This is a genomic window from Pseudomonas sp. S3_B08, assembly GCF_054667725.1.
Map to the genome: position 1 here is coordinate 4,991,816 of NZ_CP162750.1, position 20,345 is coordinate 5,012,160.

The window sequence follows — 20,345 nt, forward strand, 5'->3', positions numbered from 1 at the left end:
TCAAGGAAGACGACTTCATCCACAGCCACGGAAACCGATCAGGTCATTCATGAATAAATCAGCAGGCGTGCTTCTCGGAATTGTTGTTGCCATCGGCGCGATCAGCGCAGGCGGGGCCTGGTACACCGGGACCAAGATCGAAGGCGTACTGAACAACGCCGTGACCAACGCCAACAAAGAGCTGCAGACCGCCATGGCCGGCTCCAACGGCACCGCGTCGCTGGAACTGGTATCGCTGGAGCGCCACACCTTCACCAGCACCGCGCACTATCGTCTCAAGGGCGAGGGCGAGATGTTCGGCGATGCCCCGGTCGAGCTGCTGTTCGTCGACCACATCGAACACGGCCCGCTGCCGTTCTCGCGCCTGGTTTCGCTGAAGTGGCTGCCGGTCATGGCCACCAGCAACTACGAGCTGGAAAAGAGCCCGTCCACGGAAAAATGGTTCGCCGCCACCAACGGCGCCGCGCCGCTCAAGGGCGTGACCAACATCGGCTACGACGAATCGACCACCAGCACCCTCAACCTGGTGCCGTTCGAAACCGCGCTGGATGAGCAGTCGAGCCTGAAGTTTTCCGGTCTGAGCATGGACATCGCTGCCAGCGCCCAGGCGCAGAAGGTCAAGGCCGACGGCTACATGGACAACCTGAAACTGGTCACCGTGTCGGAAGACCAGGCGCCGGTGCAGGTCGAGCTCAACGGTTTGACCCTGGCCAGCAACCTCGCCAAGAGCAGCTACGGCTACTACACCGGGGAAAACACCCTGGAAGTGACCAGCAGCAAAACCACCTTCGGTGCCAAGCCGATGGTGCTGGGCGTGAAGAACTTCGAAATGAAGAACCGCACCGAAGAAAGCGGCAGCAACGCCTCGGGGCGTGCCGACTACAAAATCGGCGAAGTGACGCTCAACGACAAGAAAGTCGGTTCGGCGGCCATGGCCATGAGCCTGAACAACCTCGACATTCCGTCGACCATGTCGCTGATGCAGATCTACCAGACCAAATTGCAGCCATACGAAAAAGCTGCCGCCGAGGCCGCCGCGCAGGGTTTGCCGGCACCGGAGCTGAATCTGACCGAAGCGGAAAACGCCCAGGTCAAAGCCGATCTGCAGAAGTTGCTGGCGGCCGGCCCGCAACTGGCGCTGGAGAACCTGTCGTTCAACACCGCCAACGGTGAAAGCCGCGCCAATCTGGTGATCGACCTGACCAAGCCGCAATCGATGGATCTGCCGCCGGATCAACTCGGCAAGCAACTGATCGCGCTGCTCGACCTGAACATTCAGGTATCCAAGCCGATGCTGGTCGATCTGCTCAGCGTGCAGGCGCAACTCGATGGCCAGACTGACGCCAAAGCCATCGTCGATCAGTCCAAGGAAGCGGCGGACATGTTCGCCGGCATGGCGGTCGGCTCGCAACTGGCTGTCGCCGACGGCACCAACGTGGTGACCAAACTGCATTACGCGGCCAATCAGGTCGAATTCAACGGCCAGAAGATGACCGTCGAGCAGTTCATCGGTTTCCTCATGAGCAAGTTTGCCGGCGTCACCCAAGAGCAATAAACCCAACCGCGCCCCCCAGACGCCCGGCCCCTGTGTGAACAGGCGCCGGGCGTTTTGCTGTACGGATTTTGTACGGATGGACCGATTCTGAACAAATATTGCGTTGTGAAAATTCGCTCTCGCTTGCGTGCAGACTGCCTCACCAAGCTTGGCCGAAGGCTGTTTTTGTCGGCCACCGTTACGAATGGGCAAGGAGGGCATTGCGACCCGGCTGGCCATGTAAGGATGCTGACAAATGCCGCGTATTGATGGCCCTGTATTACATCGTGGTTTACGCCCTTTGTTCCGATTCGCCCTGTGCAGCCAGTTGCTCTGGCCGCTGCTGGCGTTGGCCGACACACCCTACGACGAGATGGTACGCGATGCCCGGGCCGGGCATTACACGCCTGCGTTGACCGTGCTGCGTCAGGTGCCGCCTGGCCAGGCCAGCGAAGGCCAGATCAGCGATCATCTGCAAATCGCCAGTTGGGCCGGGCTCGATGCCGAAGTGGTCAAGGTCTATGAAACCCAAGGCCGTGACCGCGTTCTGCCGGTGCAGGCGCTGACTGCCGTTGCGCGTGCCTATCGCAACCTCAAGCGCTGGGATCAGGCCACCCAGGTGTACAACAAGGCGCTGGCGCTGGAGCCGGACAACGCCGACCTGCAACTGGGTCTCGCGCTGACCCAGGCCGATTCCGGCAAACCCGATCAGGCCGTCACCCGCGCCCAGGCGCTGGTCGCCGCCAAACCCGACGATCCGTCACGCCGTCTCGCCTTGGGCTATGCACTCGGTCGCGCCGGCAAACAGTACGACGCACTCTTCGAATACGATCAGGCCTTCATCCGCGCCGGCAACAAGCCGGAAGTTGCCCGCGAGTACGTGGTCGCCCTGCAAAAGGCCCGCCTGCCAGAACCGGCGCTGCGGCTGGCCAGTCAACGTCCCGGCCTGATTGATCCGGTGACCTTGCGCCGGCTCGAAGGCGATCTCGCCGCCGAACGCGTGCGCCTCGCCGAACTGGCCACCCGCAGCGAAAAGGAACGCTACGTCATCGCCGACCGCGCGCTGGCCGATTACGACAAATTGCTCGCGACCTGGACGCCTGACGCCACTGCTCACGACGACGTGACGCGCTGGCGCATCGACCGCATGGGCGCGCTCAAGGCGCGGGCGCGCACCGCCGACGTCATCAGCGAATATCAAAAGCTGCAAGCCGAAGGCGTGGAGATTCAGACCTATGCCCTGCGCTGGGTGGCAGCGTCTTATCTCGATCAGCGTGAGCCCGAGACTGCCACCGATCTGTATCGCCAGGTGCTTTCGGCGCCGGACGCCGATGTCGGTGATCGTCTTGAAGACAGCACTGCGCTGTATTACTCCTTGCTAGAAAGCGACCGCGCCGATGAAGCGCGCAAGGTCGCTGAAGACGCAGCGAAAGCCCAGCGTCCGCGCGTCGAGCTCAAAGGTCTGCCCATCGGCAACCCCAACGATGAATGGATGGACGCCCAGCAACTCGCCGCCCAGGCCGGCACCTATGGTTCCGACCTGCCTCACGGTGAAGAGCGTTTGCAGACTCTGGTCGATCAGGCGCCGGGCAACCTTGGCTTGCGTCTGGCCCAGGCCGATCTTTACCTCGCCCGCCAGTGGCCGCGCCGCGCGGAAAATCAGCTCAAGGAAACCGAGAGCATGGCGCCCCGCGATGCCGGCCTGGAGGTCGCTCAGGCGCGCACCGCGATGGAGTTGCAGGAATGGCGGCAGAACGATGCGCTGGTCGACGATGTGGTCGCGCGTTATCCGGACAACCGCCAGGTGCAGCGTCTGGCTCGCGAACGGGAAGTCCATGACATGGCCGAACTGCGCGTCGAAGCCTACGGCGGCAAGGCCAACGGTGGCGGCAGCGGCGATGCCGGTGCGGTCAGCGGCAGCCGTGATTTCGGTATCCAGAGCACCCTTTACAGCCCACCGATCAATGAAGACTGGCGAGTGTTCGCCGGCGCCGGTTATGCCACCGGTGATTTCGCCGAAGGCACCGGCCACCATCGCTTCCAGCGTGTCGGCCTGGAACGGCGCACCCGTGACATGACCCTCGAAGCCGAGGTGTCGAATCACGATTACGGCTTCGGTGACAAACAAGGCGCACGCCTGGCGATAGCCCGCGACATCAACGATCACTGGCAGTACGGCGGCAGCCTCGAATACCTCTCGGCGGAAACGCCGCTGCGCGCGCTCAACAGCGACATCAAGGCCAATGGCGGCAGTGCGTTCCTGCGCTGGCGCGCCAACGAAAGCCGCGAGTGGCGCGTGTCGGTCAGCCCGTCGCACTTCAGTGATGGCAACAACCGCGTCGAAGCCTTGGTGACCGGGCGCGAGGGCATCTACACCGCGCCGAACATCCAGGTCGACGCCGGCCTGGAAGTCGGCACCAGCCACAACTCGAAATCCGACGACGTGCCCTACTTCAACCCGAAGTCGGACTTCAGCGTGATGCCGCTGGTCAACGTCAACCACGTGCTCTACCACCGTTACGAGACTTCCTGGAGCCAGCAATTCCAGGCCGGCGCGGGCACTTACAGTCAGCGCGACCACGGCACCGGCGGCATGGCGTTGCTCGGTTACGGCCAACGGTACGCCTGGAACGACGTGTTCGATGTGGGCGGCATGTTCAGTGTGATCAACCGGCCTTATGACGGTGATCGGGAAACTGATCTGCGTCTGCTTGTCGACCTCACTTTCCGCTTCTAGAAGAGTTTGAAGATGCCTTTTATCTCGCGTTTCATCCTTTTGCTGGGAGCGCTGCTGGTCAGCGCCTGCGCCCAGCAAGCCCCGGCCTTCGCGCCGCCCTCCGAGCGCCCGGTCGCGGCCAGTGAACAACCGTGGCCAAAAAACCACGTGCTCGGCATCGCCTACCACGATGTCGAAGACCGTGATCCTGATCAGGCCGTGGTGGCGGTGCGCACCGAGCGCATGATCGAGCAGCTCGCCTGGCTGCGCGAGAACGGCTACAAACCAGTGACCGTCGACCAGATCATGGCCGCACGCAAGGGCGGCCCGGAGCTGCCGGCGAGAGCGGTGCTGCTCAGTTTCGACGACGGTTACGCCAGCTTCTATACCCGCGTGCTGCCAGTGCTGCGCGCCTACAACTGGCCAGCCTTGCTGGCGCCGGTTGGCACCTGGATCGACACGCCGCTCAATCAACCGGTGGATTTCGCCGGCACACCGCGTAACCGTGACAACTTCCTGACCTGGCAGCAGATCCGCGAAATTTCCAAGTCCGGGTTGGTAGAGATCGCCGCTCACACCGATGCCAACCACAAAGGCATCCTTGGCAACCCGCAGGGCAACCTGCAACCGGCCGCCGCGACCCGGCGTTATGACCCGGTGACCAAGCGCTATGAATCCGAAGCCGATTTCCAGGCACGCATTCGTACCGACGTGAAGAACATTTCCGAGAAAATCCGCAAGGCCACCGGTTACAAACCACGGGTCTGGGTCTGGCCGTACGGCACCGCCGACGGTACCTCGCTGACCGTGGTCGGCGAGGAGGGCTATGAAATGGCCCTGACGCTGGACGACGGCCTCGACACCCTCGATAACCTGATGAGCGGGCCGCGCTTTCTCGTCGCGTCCGATCCTGACGGCGAGCATTTCGCCAACAGCATCGTCTCGGTGCAGGCCGAAGCGCCGATGCGCGTGGTGCATGTCGATCTCGACAACGTCTACGACCCGGACCCGGCCCAGCAGGACATCAACCTTGGCAAACTGGTGCAGCGCATGGCTGACCTGGGCGCCAGCACGGTGTTTCTGCAAGCCTTCGCCGATCCCAAGGGCGATGGTCTGGTGCATTCGCTGTACTTCCCCAACCGTCACTTGCCGATGCGCGCCGACCTGTTCGATCGCGTCGCCTGGCAACTGCGCACCCGTGCCCACGTGAAGGTCTTTGCGTGGATGCCGGTGCTGAGTTTCGAACTGGATTCGAAGCTGCCGCGCGTGACCCGCTGGGACCCGAAAACCGCCATCACCTCGGTCGACCCGAAGCAGTACAAACGCCTGTCACCGTTCAATCCCGAAGTGCGCAAGATCATCGGTGAAATCTATGAAGACGTGGCGCGGCTGACCTCGGTCGACGGCATTCTCTACCACGACGATGCGGTGCTCTCGGATTTCGAGGACGCCAGCCCGGATGCCCTGAAGGCCTACGCCGCTCAAGGTCTGCCAGGTTCGATTGCCGCGCTGCGCGACGATCCGGCGGCGATGCAACGCTGGACGCGTTTCAAGAGCCGCTACCTGATCGACTTCACCAACGAACTGACCGCGAAAGTCCGTGCGATTCGCGGCCCGCAAGTGCTGACCGCGCGCAACATCTTCGCCGAACCGATGCTCAATCCGGAGAGCGAAGCGTGGTTCGCGCAGAACCTCGACGACTTCCTCGCCACCTACGACTGGACGGCGCCGATGGCCATGCCGTTGATGGAAAAACAGACGCTGGCCGAGTCCGGCCCGTGGCTGGAAGAACTGGTCGCCACAGTGAAGAAACGTCCCGGCGCGCTCAACCGCACCGTGTTCGAATTGCAGGCGCGTGACTGGAACCAGAAGGATCAGGCCGATATCGACGCCGTGCATCTGGCGGACTGGATGGGCCGGCTCAAGCGTCAAGGCGCAACCAGCTTCGGTTACTACCCGGACAACTTCCTCGACAACCTGCCAGACCTGAAAACCGTAAGGCCTGCACTCTCCAACAAATGGAATCCATAACATGCTGGATAGACTGTTAGCCCTGCTTGTTCTGGCGATTGTCCTTGGCGTTCCGCTGGGGCTGATCTTCCTCGTGACCGGCCAGTTCCTGATGTCGTTCGTGTTCTTCTACCCGCTGTTCATGTCCGGGTTGTGGATCGCCGGCGGCCTGTATTTCTGGCTGCACTGGGAGCGCCACTGGCCATGGCAGGACGACACGCTGCCGCCACCGCTGGAAGGCGAGCCGCTGATTTCGATTCTGATTCCTTGCTACAACGAAGGCGATAACGCTGCCGATACCATCCACGCGGCGCTGGCCCAGCACTACCCGAACATCGAAGTCATCGCGATCAACGACGGCTCCAAGGACAACACTGCCGCTGTGCTTGATGCGCTGGCCAAGGAAGATCCGCGACTGCGGGTTCTGCATCTGGCGGAAAACCAGGGCAAGGCTGTAGCCCTGCGCATGGGCGCGATCGCTGCGCGCAGCGAGTATCTGGTGTGCATCGACGGCGACGCCTTGCTGGCCCCAAACACTGCGGCTTATCTGGTCGCGCCGATGCTGGATAACGCACGCCTTGGCGCAGTGACCGGCAACCCGCGGATCCGCACGCGTTCGACCTTGATCGGGCGGGTGCAGGTCGGCGAGTTCTCCTCGATCATCGGCCTGATCAAACGTACGCAACGGGTCTTCGGGCGCATCTTTACCGTCTCCGGGGTGATCGTCGCGTTCCGCCGCACCGCGCTGAACCGGGTCGGCTACTGGAGCCCGGACATGATCACCGAAGACATCGACATCAGCTGGAAGCTGCAACTCGATCACTGGAGCATCTTCTACGAACCGCGCGCACTGTGCTGGATCCTCATGCCGGAAACCCTCGGCGGTCTGTGGAAGCAGCGTCTGCGCTGGGCTCAGGGCGGCGCCGAAGTGCTGTTCAAGAACATTCGCGGCATCTGGCAGTACCGCCATCGCTACCTGTGGCCGCTGCTGTTCGAATACTGCCTGTCCACCGGTTGGGCCTTCACTTTCCTGCTGTCGGTGATTTTCTGGGGCATGGGCAAGTTCATGGTCATGCCCGACGCGATCGCCGTGGATCACCTGATGCCACCGGCCTTCACCGGTCTGTTGCTGGCGTTTGTCTGCCTGGTGCAGTTTGCCGTCAGCATCGTCATTGACCGGCGCTATGAGCCGGGTCTGGGCAAGACCATGTTCTGGGTGGTCTGGTATCCGTTGGTGTTCTGGCTCGTCAGTCTGCTGACCACCCTGGTCAGTTTCCCCAAAGTGTTGTTCAGCCAACACAAAAAACGCGCGCGCTGGGTCAGTCCTGATCGGGGCATCCGCCCGCTGGGCGACGACCAGGAGGAAGTCATCAAATGAAAATTATCCGCACTCGCCAGCGGCCCTTTCTGGTGGTGATCGACGTGATCCTCACCGTCCTGGCCTGGGTTGGCCTGCTGTTCCTGCTGGTACGCGGGTTATGGCCGTTGATCGAAACCACCGGCGGCCCGCGCATCGATCATTCGGCGTTCGACGCCTTGGGCACTTTGCAGGTTTATATGTGGGTGGCGCTCGTCAACGCGGTGATCCTGATCGGTTGGGCGCGTTACCAGCAACGCAAAAGCCGCAGCTTCGCCCAGCGCCGTTTGCCGTCGCCGGTAATTGGTGATGAAGGTCTGAGCAAGAGTTTCAAGTTGTGCGACGAGCGTTTCCAGAAACTGCGCACGCCGGGGGTGATGACCATTCATAACGATCAGGACGGCGACATCAGCCATGTGGAAACGCATTTCTGGCCGTTACAGCAGCAGGCCTTGCCCGCGCCGCTGGGGCAACAGCGGGTGATCTTTCTGCATGCCGATGAAGATGACAATCGCGAGCCGGTGAACCGCCTGACGTGACCTCCACTGTAGGAGCTGCCGAAGGCTGCGATCTTTTGATTTTGCTTATGTAAAAACGAGATCAAGAGATCGCAGCCTCGTTGCACTCGTCAGCTCCTACAGGACCGGTGTCAGGCCTGGATCAGCGTCCAGGCCTCTTTCATCCGCAGAGGTTGCTTCATCCGCTCGGCCAGCAGCGCCATCGCGCGTTGCTTGTCGCAGGCCACCGCCGCAACGACAATGCCGTCTTTTGCAAACAGGCCGATGAACGGCGGCTGTTCCGGCTCACCGCTGAACTCGACCTCGTCCCACTCCTGCGCGTGACCGAGATAGTCGTAGTTCTTGCCGAAGTGGTACGTCCAGAAGAACGGCACATCCAGATAATGTTCCTCGCCACCCAGCATGTTGGCGGCGGCAATCCGCGCGTGTTGCTGGGCCAGGCGCCAATGCTCGATGCGAGTTGGCTGGCCGCTCAGCGGAAACGTGGCGATATCGCCGATGGCCCATAAACCATCGCTCACGCGCATGCCGTCATCGACACGCAACGATTGGTCTTCTTCCTTGGGTAATGAGTCAAAAGGTGCAGTGGCCGGGTGAACGCCGACGCCGGCGAGAACCAGATCCGCTGCCAGGCGCAGACCGTTGTCGAGCAGCACGCCCTCGACCTTGTCTTCGCCGAGTATCTGCGTGGCCTCATGTTCACTGATGAGCTTCACCCCGTGCTCTTCGTGCAACCTGCGGATCGCTTTGCCCACCGCTTCGCCGAATTGCTTGGCGAACGGTATTGCATGGCGGGCAAGCACGGTAACGTCGAGGCCGTACTCGCGCAGGGCCGACGCGCATTCGAGGGCGATGAAACTGTCGCCGATGATCACCGCGCGCTGGCCAGGTTGAGCGGCGTTGATGATCTGTTCAGCCTGAGTTTTCGAACGCAGGACGAAGACGTTGGCCAACTCGGCACCAGGCAACTGCAATGGATTGGGCGCGCCACCGGTGGCGAGTACAGCGGCGTCGTAGCGCAGGATGCCGCCGTTGTTCAGATGCAGCGTTTTGCCTGGGGCGTCGAGTGAAGTCACTTCGCCTTGCACACGTTCAATCCGTTGCGCTTGATAGAACGCCTCATCGCGCAGCGGCGGGACATCTTTGGGCGACATTTCCCCGGCGAGGACAAATTTGCTCAACACCGTGCGGTCGTATCCGGCACCCGGTTCGCCATCGACCAGCACGATGCGCCCGCCAAAACCTTTCTCCCGCAGGGCCGCCGCGCAAGCCGTACCCGCCGCCCCGGCGCCGACCACCACGAACGTTCTTGGGTCGTCAGCGGGCGGGGTGTGCGGATCGGGCAACGGCTGGTCATCGACCCAGACTTCATCGCCGCGCAACTCCAGCGGATAGCGCTTGAGACTGTCCAGCGATGGCGGTTCGCACAGGCCGCCGTCCTCGGCGCGGTACGCGGCTTTGTGCCAGGGGCAGATCAACCTGCCGTGACACAACGCCCCCTCGGCCAACGGTGCGCCGGCATGTGGACACAGGCCCTGAAACGCTCGCAACTCGCCGTTGGCACGCAGCAGGACGATCTTGCAGTCGCCGATTTCGACTTGCAGGCCACGGTCTTGCGGGACATCGGCGAAACGGGCGACACGGTGCAGGGACATGTTCGGCTTCCTCGCAGGCATTTCTCTTGTGAGTTGGCGGCGCCGCGCGAGGTTCAGCCATTTGCTACTGCCAAGGCACGAACGGTACAGCTATAGTTTGCGGGCCGACGACGGCCTCACTGCACAAGGTGCTCCCGGAATGACCCGATTGACCTCTCTCAACCCATGGCTGGCGGCCATCGCCGTGACCCTTTGCGTGCAGTTCCCGGCACAGGCCCAGGAGCGCTTCACCCTGAGCATCCCCGGCGTGTCGGATAACCGTCTGTTCACCTCGGCAGCGGCAAGTGACGCACCCGGCTGCGGCGGCAAGAACCAGTCGCCGGCGTTGAGCTGGAACGCCGGCCCGGCCGGTACCCAGAGCTACGCCATCGTCATGCACGACCCGGATGGCCAGAAAGGCTTGGGCGTCGATCACTGGATTCACTACGGCATCAAACCCACCACCCACCAGATCGCGGCCGGCGTCGGTGCCAAATCCGCCCTCGAAGGCGTCGGCGGCACCAACAGCAAAGGCAACACCCATTACATGGGTCCATGCCCGCCAGTGGGCGACAGCGCGCACCACTACATCATCCAGATCTACGCCCTCGACCTCGCCCCGGACGCCCTGCCTGCCGGCCTGACCCGCGCCGAGCTGATGGAAAAAATCAAAGGCCACGTGCTGCGTAACAGCAGCGCGGTGCGGCGTTATCACCGCTGAGGTTCGGCCGCTCTCGGGCGGCTGATTGCCCTGAATCCCCAGCCATTTGGCATTGCCCCGCGAAAACGCGCACTATCAAGCCATTGCCAATGCGCTGGAGGACACCGTGGCAGCAAAAATCGACCGCATCGCCCAGCTACTCAACTGCCCGGAAAAGGGCGAACAAATGCGGCGTGCAGTAACCGAGACACGTAAGGAATTTCTGCTGAATCAGCCGGAAGACGACCTCGTTGAAGAAGACGAGGTATTTGACGAGGCTGAGGAGGAGGGGGTGACGACGATGAATATGACGAGTTTGACTGGACGACGGAGTGACGGCGTTCCAGCGATCTTGTCATCGCTCACAAAAAAGCCCCGGACCATCACAGTCCGGGGCTTTCTCGTTTGATTCATGGTGCACCAGGCGGGATTCGAACCCACGACCCCTGCCTTCGGAGGGCAGTACTCTATCCAGCTGAGCTACTGGTGCAGCGGGCGACATCATACCTAGGTCGGCTCGGGGCGTCCATGCCGGGTTTGGCGGGTTTTGTCAGTGTGCGTGTCGGCGCAAAATCGCTGCATTCCTTAAAGCGGTAACGTCCTGCAAAACCCTCGCTTGGCGCTTTGCGGGGGTTGATCTAAGGTTTTTCCTGCGGCAAGGGTTTTGGTTGCGTTGATCTGAAAAGCGGCATTTTTGTTCTTTTTTTCGAACGACCTATTGTCCTTTACCCCCTTTGAACCTACGATCCGTTTGAGATTTCAAACGCTCGTTGACGGGATGTTGCAGCGCAGGTGCGCTTGGTCGTGCACTGCAGATGCGCCACAATCCGCTCACTGATTTCCCTGACGGCAGCCTTGCGAGGCGCCTTTCTACAATCATAATTTGCTCCGCGCAGGCCGCGGTGCTGTTAAGGAAAGCCGACATGCAGCTTAAAGACACCCAGTTGTTCCGCCAGCAAGCCTTCATCGATGGCGCTTGGGTCGATGCCGACAACGGTCAGACGATCAAGGTCAACAACCCGGCCACCGGCGAAATCCTCGGCACCGTGCCGAAGATGGGCGCCGCTGAAACCCGCCGTGCCATCGAGGCCGCCGACAAGGCGCTGCCGGCCTGGCGTGCACTGACCGCCAAAGAGCGTGCCGGCAAGCTGCGTCGCTGGTTCGAACTGATGATCGAGAACCAGGACGACCTCGCGCGCCTGATGACCCTCGAGCAGGGCAAGCCGCTGGCCGAAGCCAAGGGCGAAATCGTTTACGCCGCATCGTTCATCGAGTGGTTCGCCGAAGAAGCCAAACGCATCTACGGTGACGTGATTCCAGGCCACCAGCCGGACAAGCGCCTGATCGTGATCAAGCAGCCGATCGGCGTCACCGCTGCGATCACTCCGTGGAACTTCCCGGCAGCAATGATCACTCGCAAGGCCGGCCCGGCGCTGGCCGCTGGTTGCACCATGGTGCTCAAGCCGGCATCGCAAACTCCGTTTTCCGCTTTCGCCCTGGCCGAACTGGCTCAGCGCGCGGGCATTCCTGCGGGCGTGTTCAGCGTGGTCTCCGGCAGCGCTGGCGACATCGGCAGCGAGCTGACCAGCAACCCGATCGTGCGCAAACTGTCCTTCACCGGCTCGACCGAAATCGGTCGCCAGTTGATGGCCGAATGCGCCAAGGACATCAAGAAAGTCTCGCTGGAACTGGGCGGCAACGCGCCGTTCATCGTGTTCGACGACGCCGATCTGGATAAGGCCGTCGAAGGCGCGATCATCTCCAAATACCGCAACAACGGTCAGACCTGCGTCTGCGCCAACCGTCTGTACATTCAGGACGCGGTCTACGATGCGTTCGCCGAGAAGCTGAAAGTAGCTGTGGCCAAACTGAAGATCGGCAACGGTCTGGAAGACGGCACCACCACCGGCCCGCTGATCGACGAAAAAGCCGTGGCCAAGGTTCAGGAACACATCGCTGACGCCGTGAGCAAAGGCGCCACCGTATTGGCGGGCGGCAAGGCGATGGAAGGCAACTTCTTCGAGCCGACCATTCTCACCAACGTGCCGAAAAACGCGGCCGTGGCCAAGGAAGAAACCTTCGGTCCGCTGGCTCCGCTGTTCCGCTTTAAAGACGAAGCCGAAGTGATCGCCATGTCCAACGACACCGAATTCGGTCTGGCTTCTTACTTCTACGCTCGTGACCTCGGCCGTGTGTTCCGTGTCGCCGAAGCGCTGGAATACGGCATGGTCGGCGTCAACACCGGGCTGATCTCCAACGAAGTCGCGCCGTTCGGCGGCATCAAGGCTTCGGGCCTGGGCCGTGAAGGCTCCAAGTACGGCATCGAAGATTACCTGGAAATCAAATACCTCTGCCTGGGCATCTAAGCCGAGAAAGGGATCGCTGCAAACGCAAAGGGCACGAGAGCGCTGTCCCTTTGCGTCGTTTCAAACAGGAATTTTCTCTGCGGCCAGGAACGCCGTGGCAGTCGATCATCGCATGCTGCTACCGCCGATTTCTCCCGCTTCATCCTTGAACCACGCCGCCCGATGAGCGGCGAATGAGGACTGTAATGAGCAAGACTAACGCTGAACTGATGGCCCGTCGTACCGCAGCTGTTCCACGTGGTGTTGGCCAGATTCACCCGATCTTCGCCGAGTCGGCAAAGAACGCCACAGTGACCGACGTTGAAGGTCGTGAGTTCATCGACTTCGCTGGCGGTATCGCTGTACTGAACACCGGCCACGTGCACCCGAAAATCATCGCCGCCGTGACCGAACAGCTGAACAAGCTGACCCACACCTGCTTCCAGGTACTGGCCTACGAGCCGTACGTTGAGCTGTGCGAAAAAATCAACGCCAAGGTGCCGGGTGATTTCGCCAAGAAAACCCTGCTGGTTACCACGGGCTCCGAAGCAGTGGAAAACGCCGTGAAGATCGCCCGTGCCGCCACTGGCCGCGCTGGCGTGATTGCCTTCACCGGCGCTTACCACGGTCGCACCATGATGACCCTGGGTTTGACCGGTAAAGTTGTGCCGTACTCGGCCGGCATGGGCCTGATGCCAGGCGGCATCTTCCGCGCGCTGTACCCGAACGAACTACACGGCGTGAGCATCGACGATTCGATCGCTTCCATCGAACGCATCTTCAAGAACGACGCCGAGCCGAAAGACATCGCTGCGATCATCATCGAGCCTGTGCAGGGCGAAGGCGGTTTCTACGTCGCGCCGAAGGAATTCATGAAGCGTCTGCGTGCGCTGTGCGACCAGCACGGCATCCTGCTGATCGCTGACGAAGTGCAGACCGGCGCTGGCCGTACTGGCACCTTCTTCGCCATGGAACAGATGGGCGTTGCCGCCGATCTGACCACTTTCGCCAAGTCCATCGCTGGCGGCTTCCCGCTGGCCGGCGTGTGCGGCAAGGCCGAGTACATGGACGCCATCGCTCCGGGCGGTCTGGGCGGCACCTACGCCGGTAGCCCGATCGCTTGCGCAGCTGCGCTGGCAGTGATGGAAGTGTTCGAAGAAGAGCAACTGCTGGACCGCTGCAAGGCTGTCGGCGAGCGACTGGTCACGGGCCTTAAGGCCATTCAGGCCAAGTACCCGGTGATCGGTGAAGTGCGTGCGCTGGGCGCAATGATCGCGGTCGAGCTGTTCGAAAACGGCGACAGCCACAAGCCGAACCCGACTGCCGTGGCTGCCGTGGTGGCCAAGGCGCGTGACAAGGGCCTGATCCTGCTGTCCTGCGGCACTTACGGTAACGTGCTGCGCGTGCTGGTTCCGCTGACTTCGCCGGACGAGCAACTGGACAAAGGTCTGGCGATCATCGAAGAGTGCTTCTCTGAGCTCTGATCCGTTGGTGTGACTTGCTCGACAAAAACCCGCTTCGGCGGGTTTTTTTCGTCCCTTGAAACACATCGGACGGGTTTGCGCTGTATCGAATCGCCAGCATTGACTAAGGTTCAGGCATTGCAAGGAGAGCGCGCATGACTGCCGTTGATTTACCCGCCGTACCCCGGGTGTTGATTGCCGAGGCCGATCCCTGGTCCCGTGACCTGCTCAAACAAGTGCTGCTCAATGTGCGCTGCGATGCGCGCCTGGATTTGTGTGCCGATGGCCAGCAGGCAATGTCGTTGCTCAGCGAGGTGCCCTATGACCTGGCCATCGTCGATTGGGAACTGCCCGGCATCGATGGATTACATGTGCTGCGCAGCGTCCGCCAGCGCAAACGCAATCCGCCGCTGCCGTTCATTTTGATGAGCAGCCGCAACGACAGTGCCAGCGTGCGTGAAGCGATTCCGCTGGCGCCGACGGCGTACCTGACCAAACCGTTGAACATGGAAGGCCTGACCGAGCGCTTGCAAGGGTTGCTGCTCAACGCTGGCGAAGCGGTGGTTTGCGAAGTGCCGGCACTGGCGCCGGGCATGACGCTCTCGGTGTTCCTTGAGCGGCGTCGTGAGCAGGCCGATGGCGCGCCGTTGATGACCGACGTGCAAGTGGCGGTCAAGCGCAGCCTCAATCCCGAGGGGCTGGACCTCAAGTTGCTGGAGGAAGAGGTCCGCACCGATCCGCAGATTACCGCCGTGCTGATCGCAGCCGCCAACAGTGCCGCGCAACACTACGGCGCGCCGGTGCAAACCCTGGCCCAGGCGCTGCACCGACTCGGCACCGGGCAGAGCATGAACCTGATTCTCGGGCTGGCGCTCAAACGCAGCGCGCGACTCAGCGATCCATGCCTGGCGGATTACGCCGAGCGCTATTGGGAGCTGTCACTGCACACAGCGGAATACGCCCGCACGTTGGCGCGCATGCTCGATCTCGATCAGGAGCGCTGCTATTGCGCGGGCATGCTGCATCGGCTCGGCGATCTGGCGCTGCTGCGCTGCTTGCAGGAGTGGCAACAAGCCGGCGGCGAGCTGGACGAGTTGCAGGAGGTCGGTGAAGCGCTAGCGAAGTTTGGCGCCTCTTATGGCTCGGCACTGCGCACCCGCTGGCGTCTGCCGCTGGAGTTGCGCGAGTTGATTGCTTCGGCCTACCAGCTCGGTGGTGGCGTTTACAGTCGCGAGGCGCTGGTGATGCATATGGCAGCGCAAATGGCGCGGCTGACCGAGCATGAAGGCGTTGAGGAACTGGCGAAGAGCCGGACGGCGCGGTTGCTCAAGATCGGGCTGCCGGAGTTGACGCGGATGCGCAAATGACAGATCACCACATTCCAATGTGGGAGCGAGCCTGCTCGCGAAGGCGCCAGCGCAGGCAACATTTTTGTTGAAAGTGCGGGCCTCATCGCGGGCAAGCCCGCTCCCACAGGAATTGCGGCAGCCACAAAATACGGATCAGGCCGCAATAATCCGGTTCTTGCCCTGCCGTTTCGCCTCGTACATCGCCGCATCCGCGCGGGCGAACAGGCTGTCCAGGCTCTTGTCTTCGTCGGCGAGGTTGGTAAGGCCCTGGCTCACGGTGATGCTGAATGCTTGCCCGTCGTGGTTGAAGCGCAGTCGCTGGATTTCCTGCTGCAGTCGCTCTGCCACTTGCACGGCCATCTCCGGCGCACAGCCGGGAAACACCGCAGCGAACTCCTCACCACCAATCCGCCCGAACAGATCGCCACGGCGCAATGAGCCGCGTCCACACTCGGCGATCCGTTGCAGCACGTTGTCGCCCTCGGGGTGCCCGTAGCTGTCGTTGATCACTTTGAAGTCGTCGATGTCCAGCAGCAGGAAGGCCAGCGGCGTGCCTTGGCGGCGGGCCTCAGCGAACTCGCGGTGGGCGCATTCGAAGAAGTGGCGGCGGTTGCTGCTTTGCGTCAGCACATCGGTGGTGGCCAAGCGTTGCAGCTCGGTTTCCATGTTTTTCTTGTCAGTGATGTCTTCGGCGATGCCGACGATGATCACCGGCTGCCCGGGCTCGTCCTTGCGATTGATAAAGCATTTGTCGCTGAGCCAGCGCATCTGGCCATCGGCCGCGATGATGCGGTACTCGCGATCTTCCACCGCACCTCGGTGCAGGACTTCGGCAAGGCTTTGTTCGGCGTACTCCAGATCATCGGGGTAAATGCTGTCACGCCACTGGTTGTAGTCAGCCAGCACAAGCGCGGCGGAACGGCCGAAGATCCGTTCATAGGCCGGACTGACGTACAACACCTGGCGGGTTTCCCAGTTGAAAGCCCAGAGCACGGCGTTGACGCTGACCAGCAGCGAACTGATCAATTGTTCGCGCTCGCTCAGGCGTGCGACTTCGCCCTGCGCATGCATCAACGCCATCAGCGTTTGCGCGGCCTCGGGCCATTGAGTGAAGGACGTGTCTTTCTGGTTGTTGTTGACCATCGGCACAAATCTCAAAGGGCGCGCCGCAATGTCGACAACGGCCACAGGACAGCCCGCCGGGATGGCGAAGTGTCATTGAGATAGGTGATTTTCGGCGAAGTTCCCGGCCATTACCGAGTCCCGCCGGGCGGTGGGGGTTGGAGCTGACGAGTGCAATGAGGCTGCGATCTTTGAGATCGCAGCCTCGTTGCCGGTCAGGCAGTCGCAGGACGCAGCGAGTAGGTTTTCAGCTGATCAGCAAAATCCCGCAACGACTGGATGCCACTGGCCTCGGCCTCGTGAATCCATTCCTTGATGGCGGCCAGCATGTCGTGGCCATTGGAACTGGTCTTGACCCAGATCTGCTGCAAAGCCAGGCGCTTCTCGTAGATCACTTTCAAAGCATGGCTGTGTTCGAGCATGGTCTGGATGCGCAGGTGATGACGGTCTTCCAGCAGGCTGGTTTCCCGCGACAGCAGGCGTTTGGCCCGGTGGAACTGGTGGCGCACCGAATGATCAACCTTGGCCAGCTCTTGCTTGACCAGCGGGCCGATCACCAATTTGCGGTACTGGGCCATGATCTGGAAGCGGTTGTTGAGGATCGCCATGGCGGTGTCCATGTCCAGGCTGCCTTTGCCTTCGACGCGGTGGGCAATCGGTGCGACCCGCTGCACCTTGGCCAGGCGCAGGAAGCAGAAGACCTTGATCCACGCCCAGCCGAGGTCGAATTCCCACTTCTTCACCGACAGCTTGGCCGAGTTGGGGTAGGTGTGATGGTTGTTGTGCAGCTCTTCGCCGCCGATCAGGATGCCCCACGGCACCAGATTGGTCGCCGCGTCACGGCATTCGAAGTTGCGGTAGCCGACAGCATGGCCCAGACCGTTGATCACGCCAGCGGCCCACACCGGAATCCACATCATCTGGATCGCCCAGATGGTGATGCCGATGGTGCCGAACAGCAGCAGGTCGATCACGCCCATGATCGCCACGCCCAGCAGCGGATAGCGGCTGTAGACGTTGCGTTCGATCCAGTCTTCCGGGCAGTTCTTGCCGTAGATGCGCAGGGTTTCCGGGTTCTGCGCTTCGCTGCGGTACAGCTCGGCGCCGGTGCGCAGTACGGTGGACAGACCCTTGATGACCGGGCTGTGCGGGTCATCCTCGGTCTCGCATTTGGCGTGGTGTTTGCGGTGGATGGCAGTCCACTCGCGGGTGTTCTGCGCCGTGGTCAGCCACAGCCAGAAACGGAAAAAGTGCTTCAGACCCGCATTCAGCTCGAGCGAGCGGTGGGCCGAGTAACGGTGCAGATAGACCGTGACGGCGACAATCGTCACATGGGTCATCAGCAGGGTGACCGCGACCAGTGACCAGGCCGACAAGCCAAGAAAACCTTCGTACCACATAGGCTATAGGGCCCTCGATAAAGATAAAAACAGCCGTTGCATTATCACTAAGCACACAGATAAAACCAGTCGCCCTTTCAGATAAGAAGTCGCTGAATGTTTCTTGACCTATAATTCCAACCTTTTTGTAGGGACATGGACGACCGAATGTCTGCGACTTACCGCGATGCCTTGCGTGCAGCGCTGCTCTACCTCGTACTGGCCGCCCTGTGGCTGCAAGTTTCTGATCATTTATTAAGCAGATTCTTCGATGACTCCCGTGAGCTGACCCATTGGCAACTGATCAACGGTTATCTGCTGGCGACGATCAGCGCCGCGCTGATTTTCCTCGCACGGGCGCGGCTGTGCGGGTTTCTCGGCATCGGCGCGCATTTGCGCGAGCGCCACACCGACCGTGAGCGTCTGCGTCAGGCGGCCGCCGTGTTCGACTGCACTCGCGAAGGGGTGCTGGTTACCGACCACCGGGGCCTGATCGTCCACGTCAATCGCGCCTTTATCGAGATCACCGGTTATCGGCGCGACGAGGTCATCGGCCAGCAGCCCAGTCTGTTCAAGTCCGGTCATCATCCGCCGGGCTTCTATCAGGCGATGTTCGCTACCCTCGAGGCTGAAGGTGAATGGAGCGGCGAGATCTGGAACCGGCGCAAGACCGGCGAGATTTATCCACAGTGGCAAACCATCCGGGTGATTCACGATGATTCCGGACGGCTCAGCCATTACGTGGCGGTGTTCTCCGACATCAGTGCGATCAAGGATTCCGAGTCCGAGCTCAAACACCTGGCGCATCACGATCCGTTGACCGATCTGCCCAATCGCCTGCTGTTCAGCGATCGCGCCGAGCAGGCGCTGGCGTCGGCACAGACACACAAACGTGGCTGCGCGCTGCTGATGCTCGATCTGGATCATTTCAAGATGATCAACGACAGTCTCGGGCATAACGTCGGCGATCGGTTGCTAAAAGCGGTGGCGACGCGTTTGCAGGAACTGTTCGGCCACGGCATTACCTTGGCGCGGCTCGGCGGTGACGAGTTCGCGGTGCTCGCGGAAAGTTGTCCACAGCCGGCCCAGGCCGCCGCGCTGGCGCAACGGACTCTGGACGCCTTGAAGGAGCCGGTGCTGGTAGATGGCAATCAATTGTTCATCAACGCGAGCATTGGCATCAGCCTGTTTCCCAGCGATGCCCTCAGCGCCGAGCAGTTGTTACGCAACGCCGACAGTGCGCTGTTCAAGGCCAAAAGCAGCGGGCGCAATGGCTACGCGCTGTATACCGAAGAGCTGACCGCCCATGCCCAGCAACGGGTCGAAATCGCCTTCGAGCTGCGCCGCGCACTGGAGCAGGAGGAACTGCGTGTCTATTACCAACCGGTGCATGACCTGCAAAGCGGCCGTCTGGTCGGCGTCGAAGCACTGGTGCGCTGGCAGCATCCGCAGCGCGGTCTGGTGTCGCCGGCAGAATTCATTCCGATTGCCGAGCGCACCGGGCTGATCGCCGAGATCGATGCCTGGGTGATGCAGCAGGCTTGCCGACAGATGTGCCAATGGCAGCAGAGCGGCGTGGTGCTGGCGTTCGTCGCGGTGAATGTCTCCTCGCGGCTGTTTGCCCGGCGTGAGTTGTACCAGCAGGTGGCGCAGGTGCTGCACGACACCGGGCTGGATCCGGTCTATCTGGAACTGGAAGTCACCGAAAGCGCGGTGATGGACGATCCCGAAGTGGCGCTGGAACAGATGCATCGCTTGCGCGAGCTGGGTGTGCGTCTGGCTATTGACGATTTCGGCACTGGCTATTCGTCGCTGCTGCGGCTCAAGCGCCTGCCGGTGCAGAAACTCAAGATCGATCAGGGCTTCGTCGCCGGGTTGCCGTGGGATGAAGATGACGTGGCGATTGTCCGGGTGATCATCGCGCTGGCCCGCAGCATGGGCATGCAGGTCCATGCCGAAGGGATCGAACAGGTTGAGCAGGCGGCATTTCTGTTGGCGCAGGAATGCGATCTGGGGCAGGGGTATTGGTTTGGGCGGCCGGTGTCTGCGGATAGGCTTGATTGGGCGAAAACGCCATTGATTGGCTGAAAAGGCCTATCAGGCTATCACCGACCTTGTGGTGAGGGGATTTATCCCCGATGGGTCGCGTAGCGGCCCCAAGAAATGGGACTGCTACGCAGTCCAACGGGGATAAATCCCCTCGCCACAAGTTCTCTTG

13 protein-coding genes, 1 tRNA gene and 1 pseudogene are annotated in these 20,345 nt (G+C 61.5%); 11 read left to right on the plus strand and 4 right to left on the minus strand.

All coding sequences use genetic code 11. The features are described from left to right. The first annotated feature begins 49 nt into the window (after window positions 1-49). The 5 genes from AB4N73_RS22620 (at window position 50) to pgaD (ending at window position 8,156) form a co-directional block, all read left to right on the plus strand. Window positions 50-1,555, plus strand: a complete 1,506-nt coding sequence (locus AB4N73_RS22620; RefSeq protein ID WP_460142568.1) for a YdgA family protein — start codon at window positions 50-52, stop codon at window positions 1,553-1,555. Between the two features lie 235 nt (window positions 1,556-1,790). Further along, window positions 1,791-4,271 carry a poly-beta-1,6 N-acetyl-D-glucosamine export porin PgaA gene (pgaA, locus tag AB4N73_RS22625; protein ID WP_460142569.1) on the plus strand — a complete coding sequence of 827 codons (2,481 nt, stop codon included), beginning with the start codon at window positions 1,791-1,793 and terminating at the stop codon, window positions 4,269-4,271. Between the two features lie 12 nt (window positions 4,272-4,283). After that, window positions 4,284-6,281, plus strand: a complete 1,998-nt coding sequence (gene pgaB / locus AB4N73_RS22630) for a poly-beta-1,6-N-acetyl-D-glucosamine N-deacetylase PgaB (protein ID WP_024011127.1) — start codon at window positions 4,284-4,286, stop codon at window positions 6,279-6,281. A 1-nt stretch (window position 6,282) separates the two neighbouring features. After that, complete coding sequence (gene pgaC / locus AB4N73_RS22635) at window positions 6,283-7,638, plus strand: poly-beta-1,6-N-acetyl-D-glucosamine synthase (protein WP_095181141.1); 1,356 nt, start codon at window positions 6,283-6,285, stop codon at window positions 7,636-7,638. Next, complete coding sequence (gene pgaD, locus AB4N73_RS22640) at window positions 7,635-8,156, plus strand: poly-beta-1,6-N-acetyl-D-glucosamine biosynthesis protein PgaD (protein ID WP_095181140.1); 522 nt, start codon at window positions 7,635-7,637, stop codon at window positions 8,154-8,156. Before pgaC ends, pgaD begins: the two co-directional genes overlap by 4 nt. Before the next feature lie 110 nt (window positions 8,157-8,266). Here pgaD and AB4N73_RS22645 read toward each other — a convergent pair whose 3' ends face one another. Further along, complete coding sequence (locus AB4N73_RS22645) at window positions 8,267-9,790, minus strand: FAD-dependent oxidoreductase (protein ID WP_460142570.1); 1,524 nt, start codon at window positions 9,788-9,790, stop codon at window positions 8,267-8,269. A gap of 139 nt (window positions 9,791-9,929) precedes the next feature. Here AB4N73_RS22645 and AB4N73_RS22650 point away from each other — a divergent pair, with 139 nt between their 5' ends. Beyond that, the gene (locus AB4N73_RS22650; protein WP_016772253.1) at window positions 9,930-10,490 is read left to right on the plus strand and encodes a YbhB/YbcL family Raf kinase inhibitor-like protein; all 561 of its coding nucleotides are present in this window, start codon (window positions 9,930-9,932) and stop codon (window positions 10,488-10,490) included. A 106-nt stretch (window positions 10,491-10,596) separates the two neighbouring features. Next, a pseudogene (locus AB4N73_RS22655) lies at window positions 10,597-10,805 on the plus strand (hypothetical protein). A 77-nt stretch (window positions 10,806-10,882) separates the two neighbouring features. On the opposite strand, the gene AB4N73_RS22660 reads toward AB4N73_RS22655, so the two are convergent. After that, a tRNA-Arg gene (locus AB4N73_RS22660) sits at window positions 10,883-10,959 on the minus strand. Window positions 10,960-11,392: 433 nt separating this feature from the next. Between AB4N73_RS22660 and gabD the strand changes: the two genes are divergently transcribed. From gabD to AB4N73_RS22675, 3 genes are all read left to right on the plus strand, one after another. Beyond that, window positions 11,393-12,835: an NADP-dependent succinate-semialdehyde dehydrogenase gene (gene gabD / locus AB4N73_RS22665; protein WP_024011131.1), complete on the plus strand. Its 1,443-nt coding sequence runs from the start codon at window positions 11,393-11,395 to the stop codon at window positions 12,833-12,835. Between the two features lie 185 nt (window positions 12,836-13,020). Beyond that, a complete protein-coding gene (gabT, locus tag AB4N73_RS22670) occupies window positions 13,021-14,298 on the plus strand; it encodes a 4-aminobutyrate--2-oxoglutarate transaminase (RefSeq protein ID WP_003220503.1) in 1,278 nt (425 codons plus the stop codon). Window positions 14,299-14,432: 134 nt separating this feature from the next. After that, window positions 14,433-15,644 carry an HDOD domain-containing protein gene (locus tag AB4N73_RS22675; protein WP_460142571.1) on the plus strand — a complete coding sequence of 404 codons (1,212 nt, stop codon included), beginning with the start codon at window positions 14,433-14,435 and terminating at the stop codon, window positions 15,642-15,644. Window positions 15,645-15,779: 135 nt separating this feature from the next. Here AB4N73_RS22675 and AB4N73_RS22680 read toward each other — a convergent pair whose 3' ends face one another. Then, a complete protein-coding gene (locus tag AB4N73_RS22680) occupies window positions 15,780-16,769 on the minus strand; it encodes a GGDEF domain-containing protein (RefSeq protein ID WP_460143605.1) in 990 nt (329 codons plus the stop codon). 194 nt (window positions 16,770-16,963) lie between these two features. Continuing rightward, a complete protein-coding gene (desA, locus tag AB4N73_RS22685; protein WP_016772248.1) occupies window positions 16,964-18,148 on the minus strand; it encodes a delta-9 fatty acid desaturase DesA in 1,185 nt (394 codons plus the stop codon). A gap of 147 nt (window positions 18,149-18,295) precedes the next feature. Here desA and dibA point away from each other — a divergent pair, with 147 nt between their 5' ends. Beyond that, the gene (dibA, locus tag AB4N73_RS22690) at window positions 18,296-20,215 is read left to right on the plus strand and encodes a phosphodiesterase DibA (protein ID WP_258707429.1); all 1,920 of its coding nucleotides are present in this window, start codon (window positions 18,296-18,298) and stop codon (window positions 20,213-20,215) included. The last annotated feature ends 130 nt before the right edge of the window (window positions 20,216-20,345 follow it).

Excerpts from the sequence above, each read along its gene's own strand:
- gabD (WP_024011131.1), top strand. The coding sequence starts at position 11,393 with ATGCAGCTTAAAGACACCCAGTTGTTCCGCCAGCAAGCCTTCATCGAT.
- AB4N73_RS22650 (WP_016772253.1), top strand. The coding sequence starts at position 9,930 with ATGACCCGATTGACCTCTCTCAACCCATGGCTGGCGGCCATCGCCGTG.
- pgaA (WP_460142569.1), top strand. The coding sequence starts at position 1,791 with ATGCCGCGTATTGATGGCCCTGTATTACATCGTGGTTTACGCCCTTTG.
- pgaD (WP_095181140.1), top strand. The coding sequence starts at position 7,635 with ATGAAAATTATCCGCACTCGCCAGCGGCCCTTTCTGGTGGTGATCGAC.
- AB4N73_RS22645 (WP_460142570.1), bottom strand. The coding sequence starts at position 9,790 with ATGTCCCTGCACCGTGTCGCCCGTTTCGCCGATGTCCCGCAAGACCGT.
- pgaB (WP_024011127.1), top strand. The coding sequence starts at position 4,284 with ATGCCTTTTATCTCGCGTTTCATCCTTTTGCTGGGAGCGCTGCTGGTC.
- AB4N73_RS22675 (WP_460142571.1), top strand. The coding sequence starts at position 14,433 with ATGACTGCCGTTGATTTACCCGCCGTACCCCGGGTGTTGATTGCCGAG.
- desA (WP_016772248.1), bottom strand. The coding sequence starts at position 18,148 with ATGTGGTACGAAGGTTTTCTTGGCTTGTCGGCCTGGTCACTGGTCGCG.
- pgaC (WP_095181141.1), top strand. The coding sequence starts at position 6,283 with ATGCTGGATAGACTGTTAGCCCTGCTTGTTCTGGCGATTGTCCTTGGC.
- dibA (WP_258707429.1), top strand. The coding sequence starts at position 18,296 with ATGTCTGCGACTTACCGCGATGCCTTGCGTGCAGCGCTGCTCTACCTC.
- AB4N73_RS22620 (WP_460142568.1), top strand. The coding sequence starts at position 50 with ATGAATAAATCAGCAGGCGTGCTTCTCGGAATTGTTGTTGCCATCGGC.
- gabT (WP_003220503.1), top strand. The coding sequence starts at position 13,021 with ATGAGCAAGACTAACGCTGAACTGATGGCCCGTCGTACCGCAGCTGTT.
- AB4N73_RS22680 (WP_460143605.1), bottom strand. The coding sequence starts at position 16,769 with ATGGTCAACAACAACCAGAAAGACACGTCCTTCACTCAATGGCCCGAG.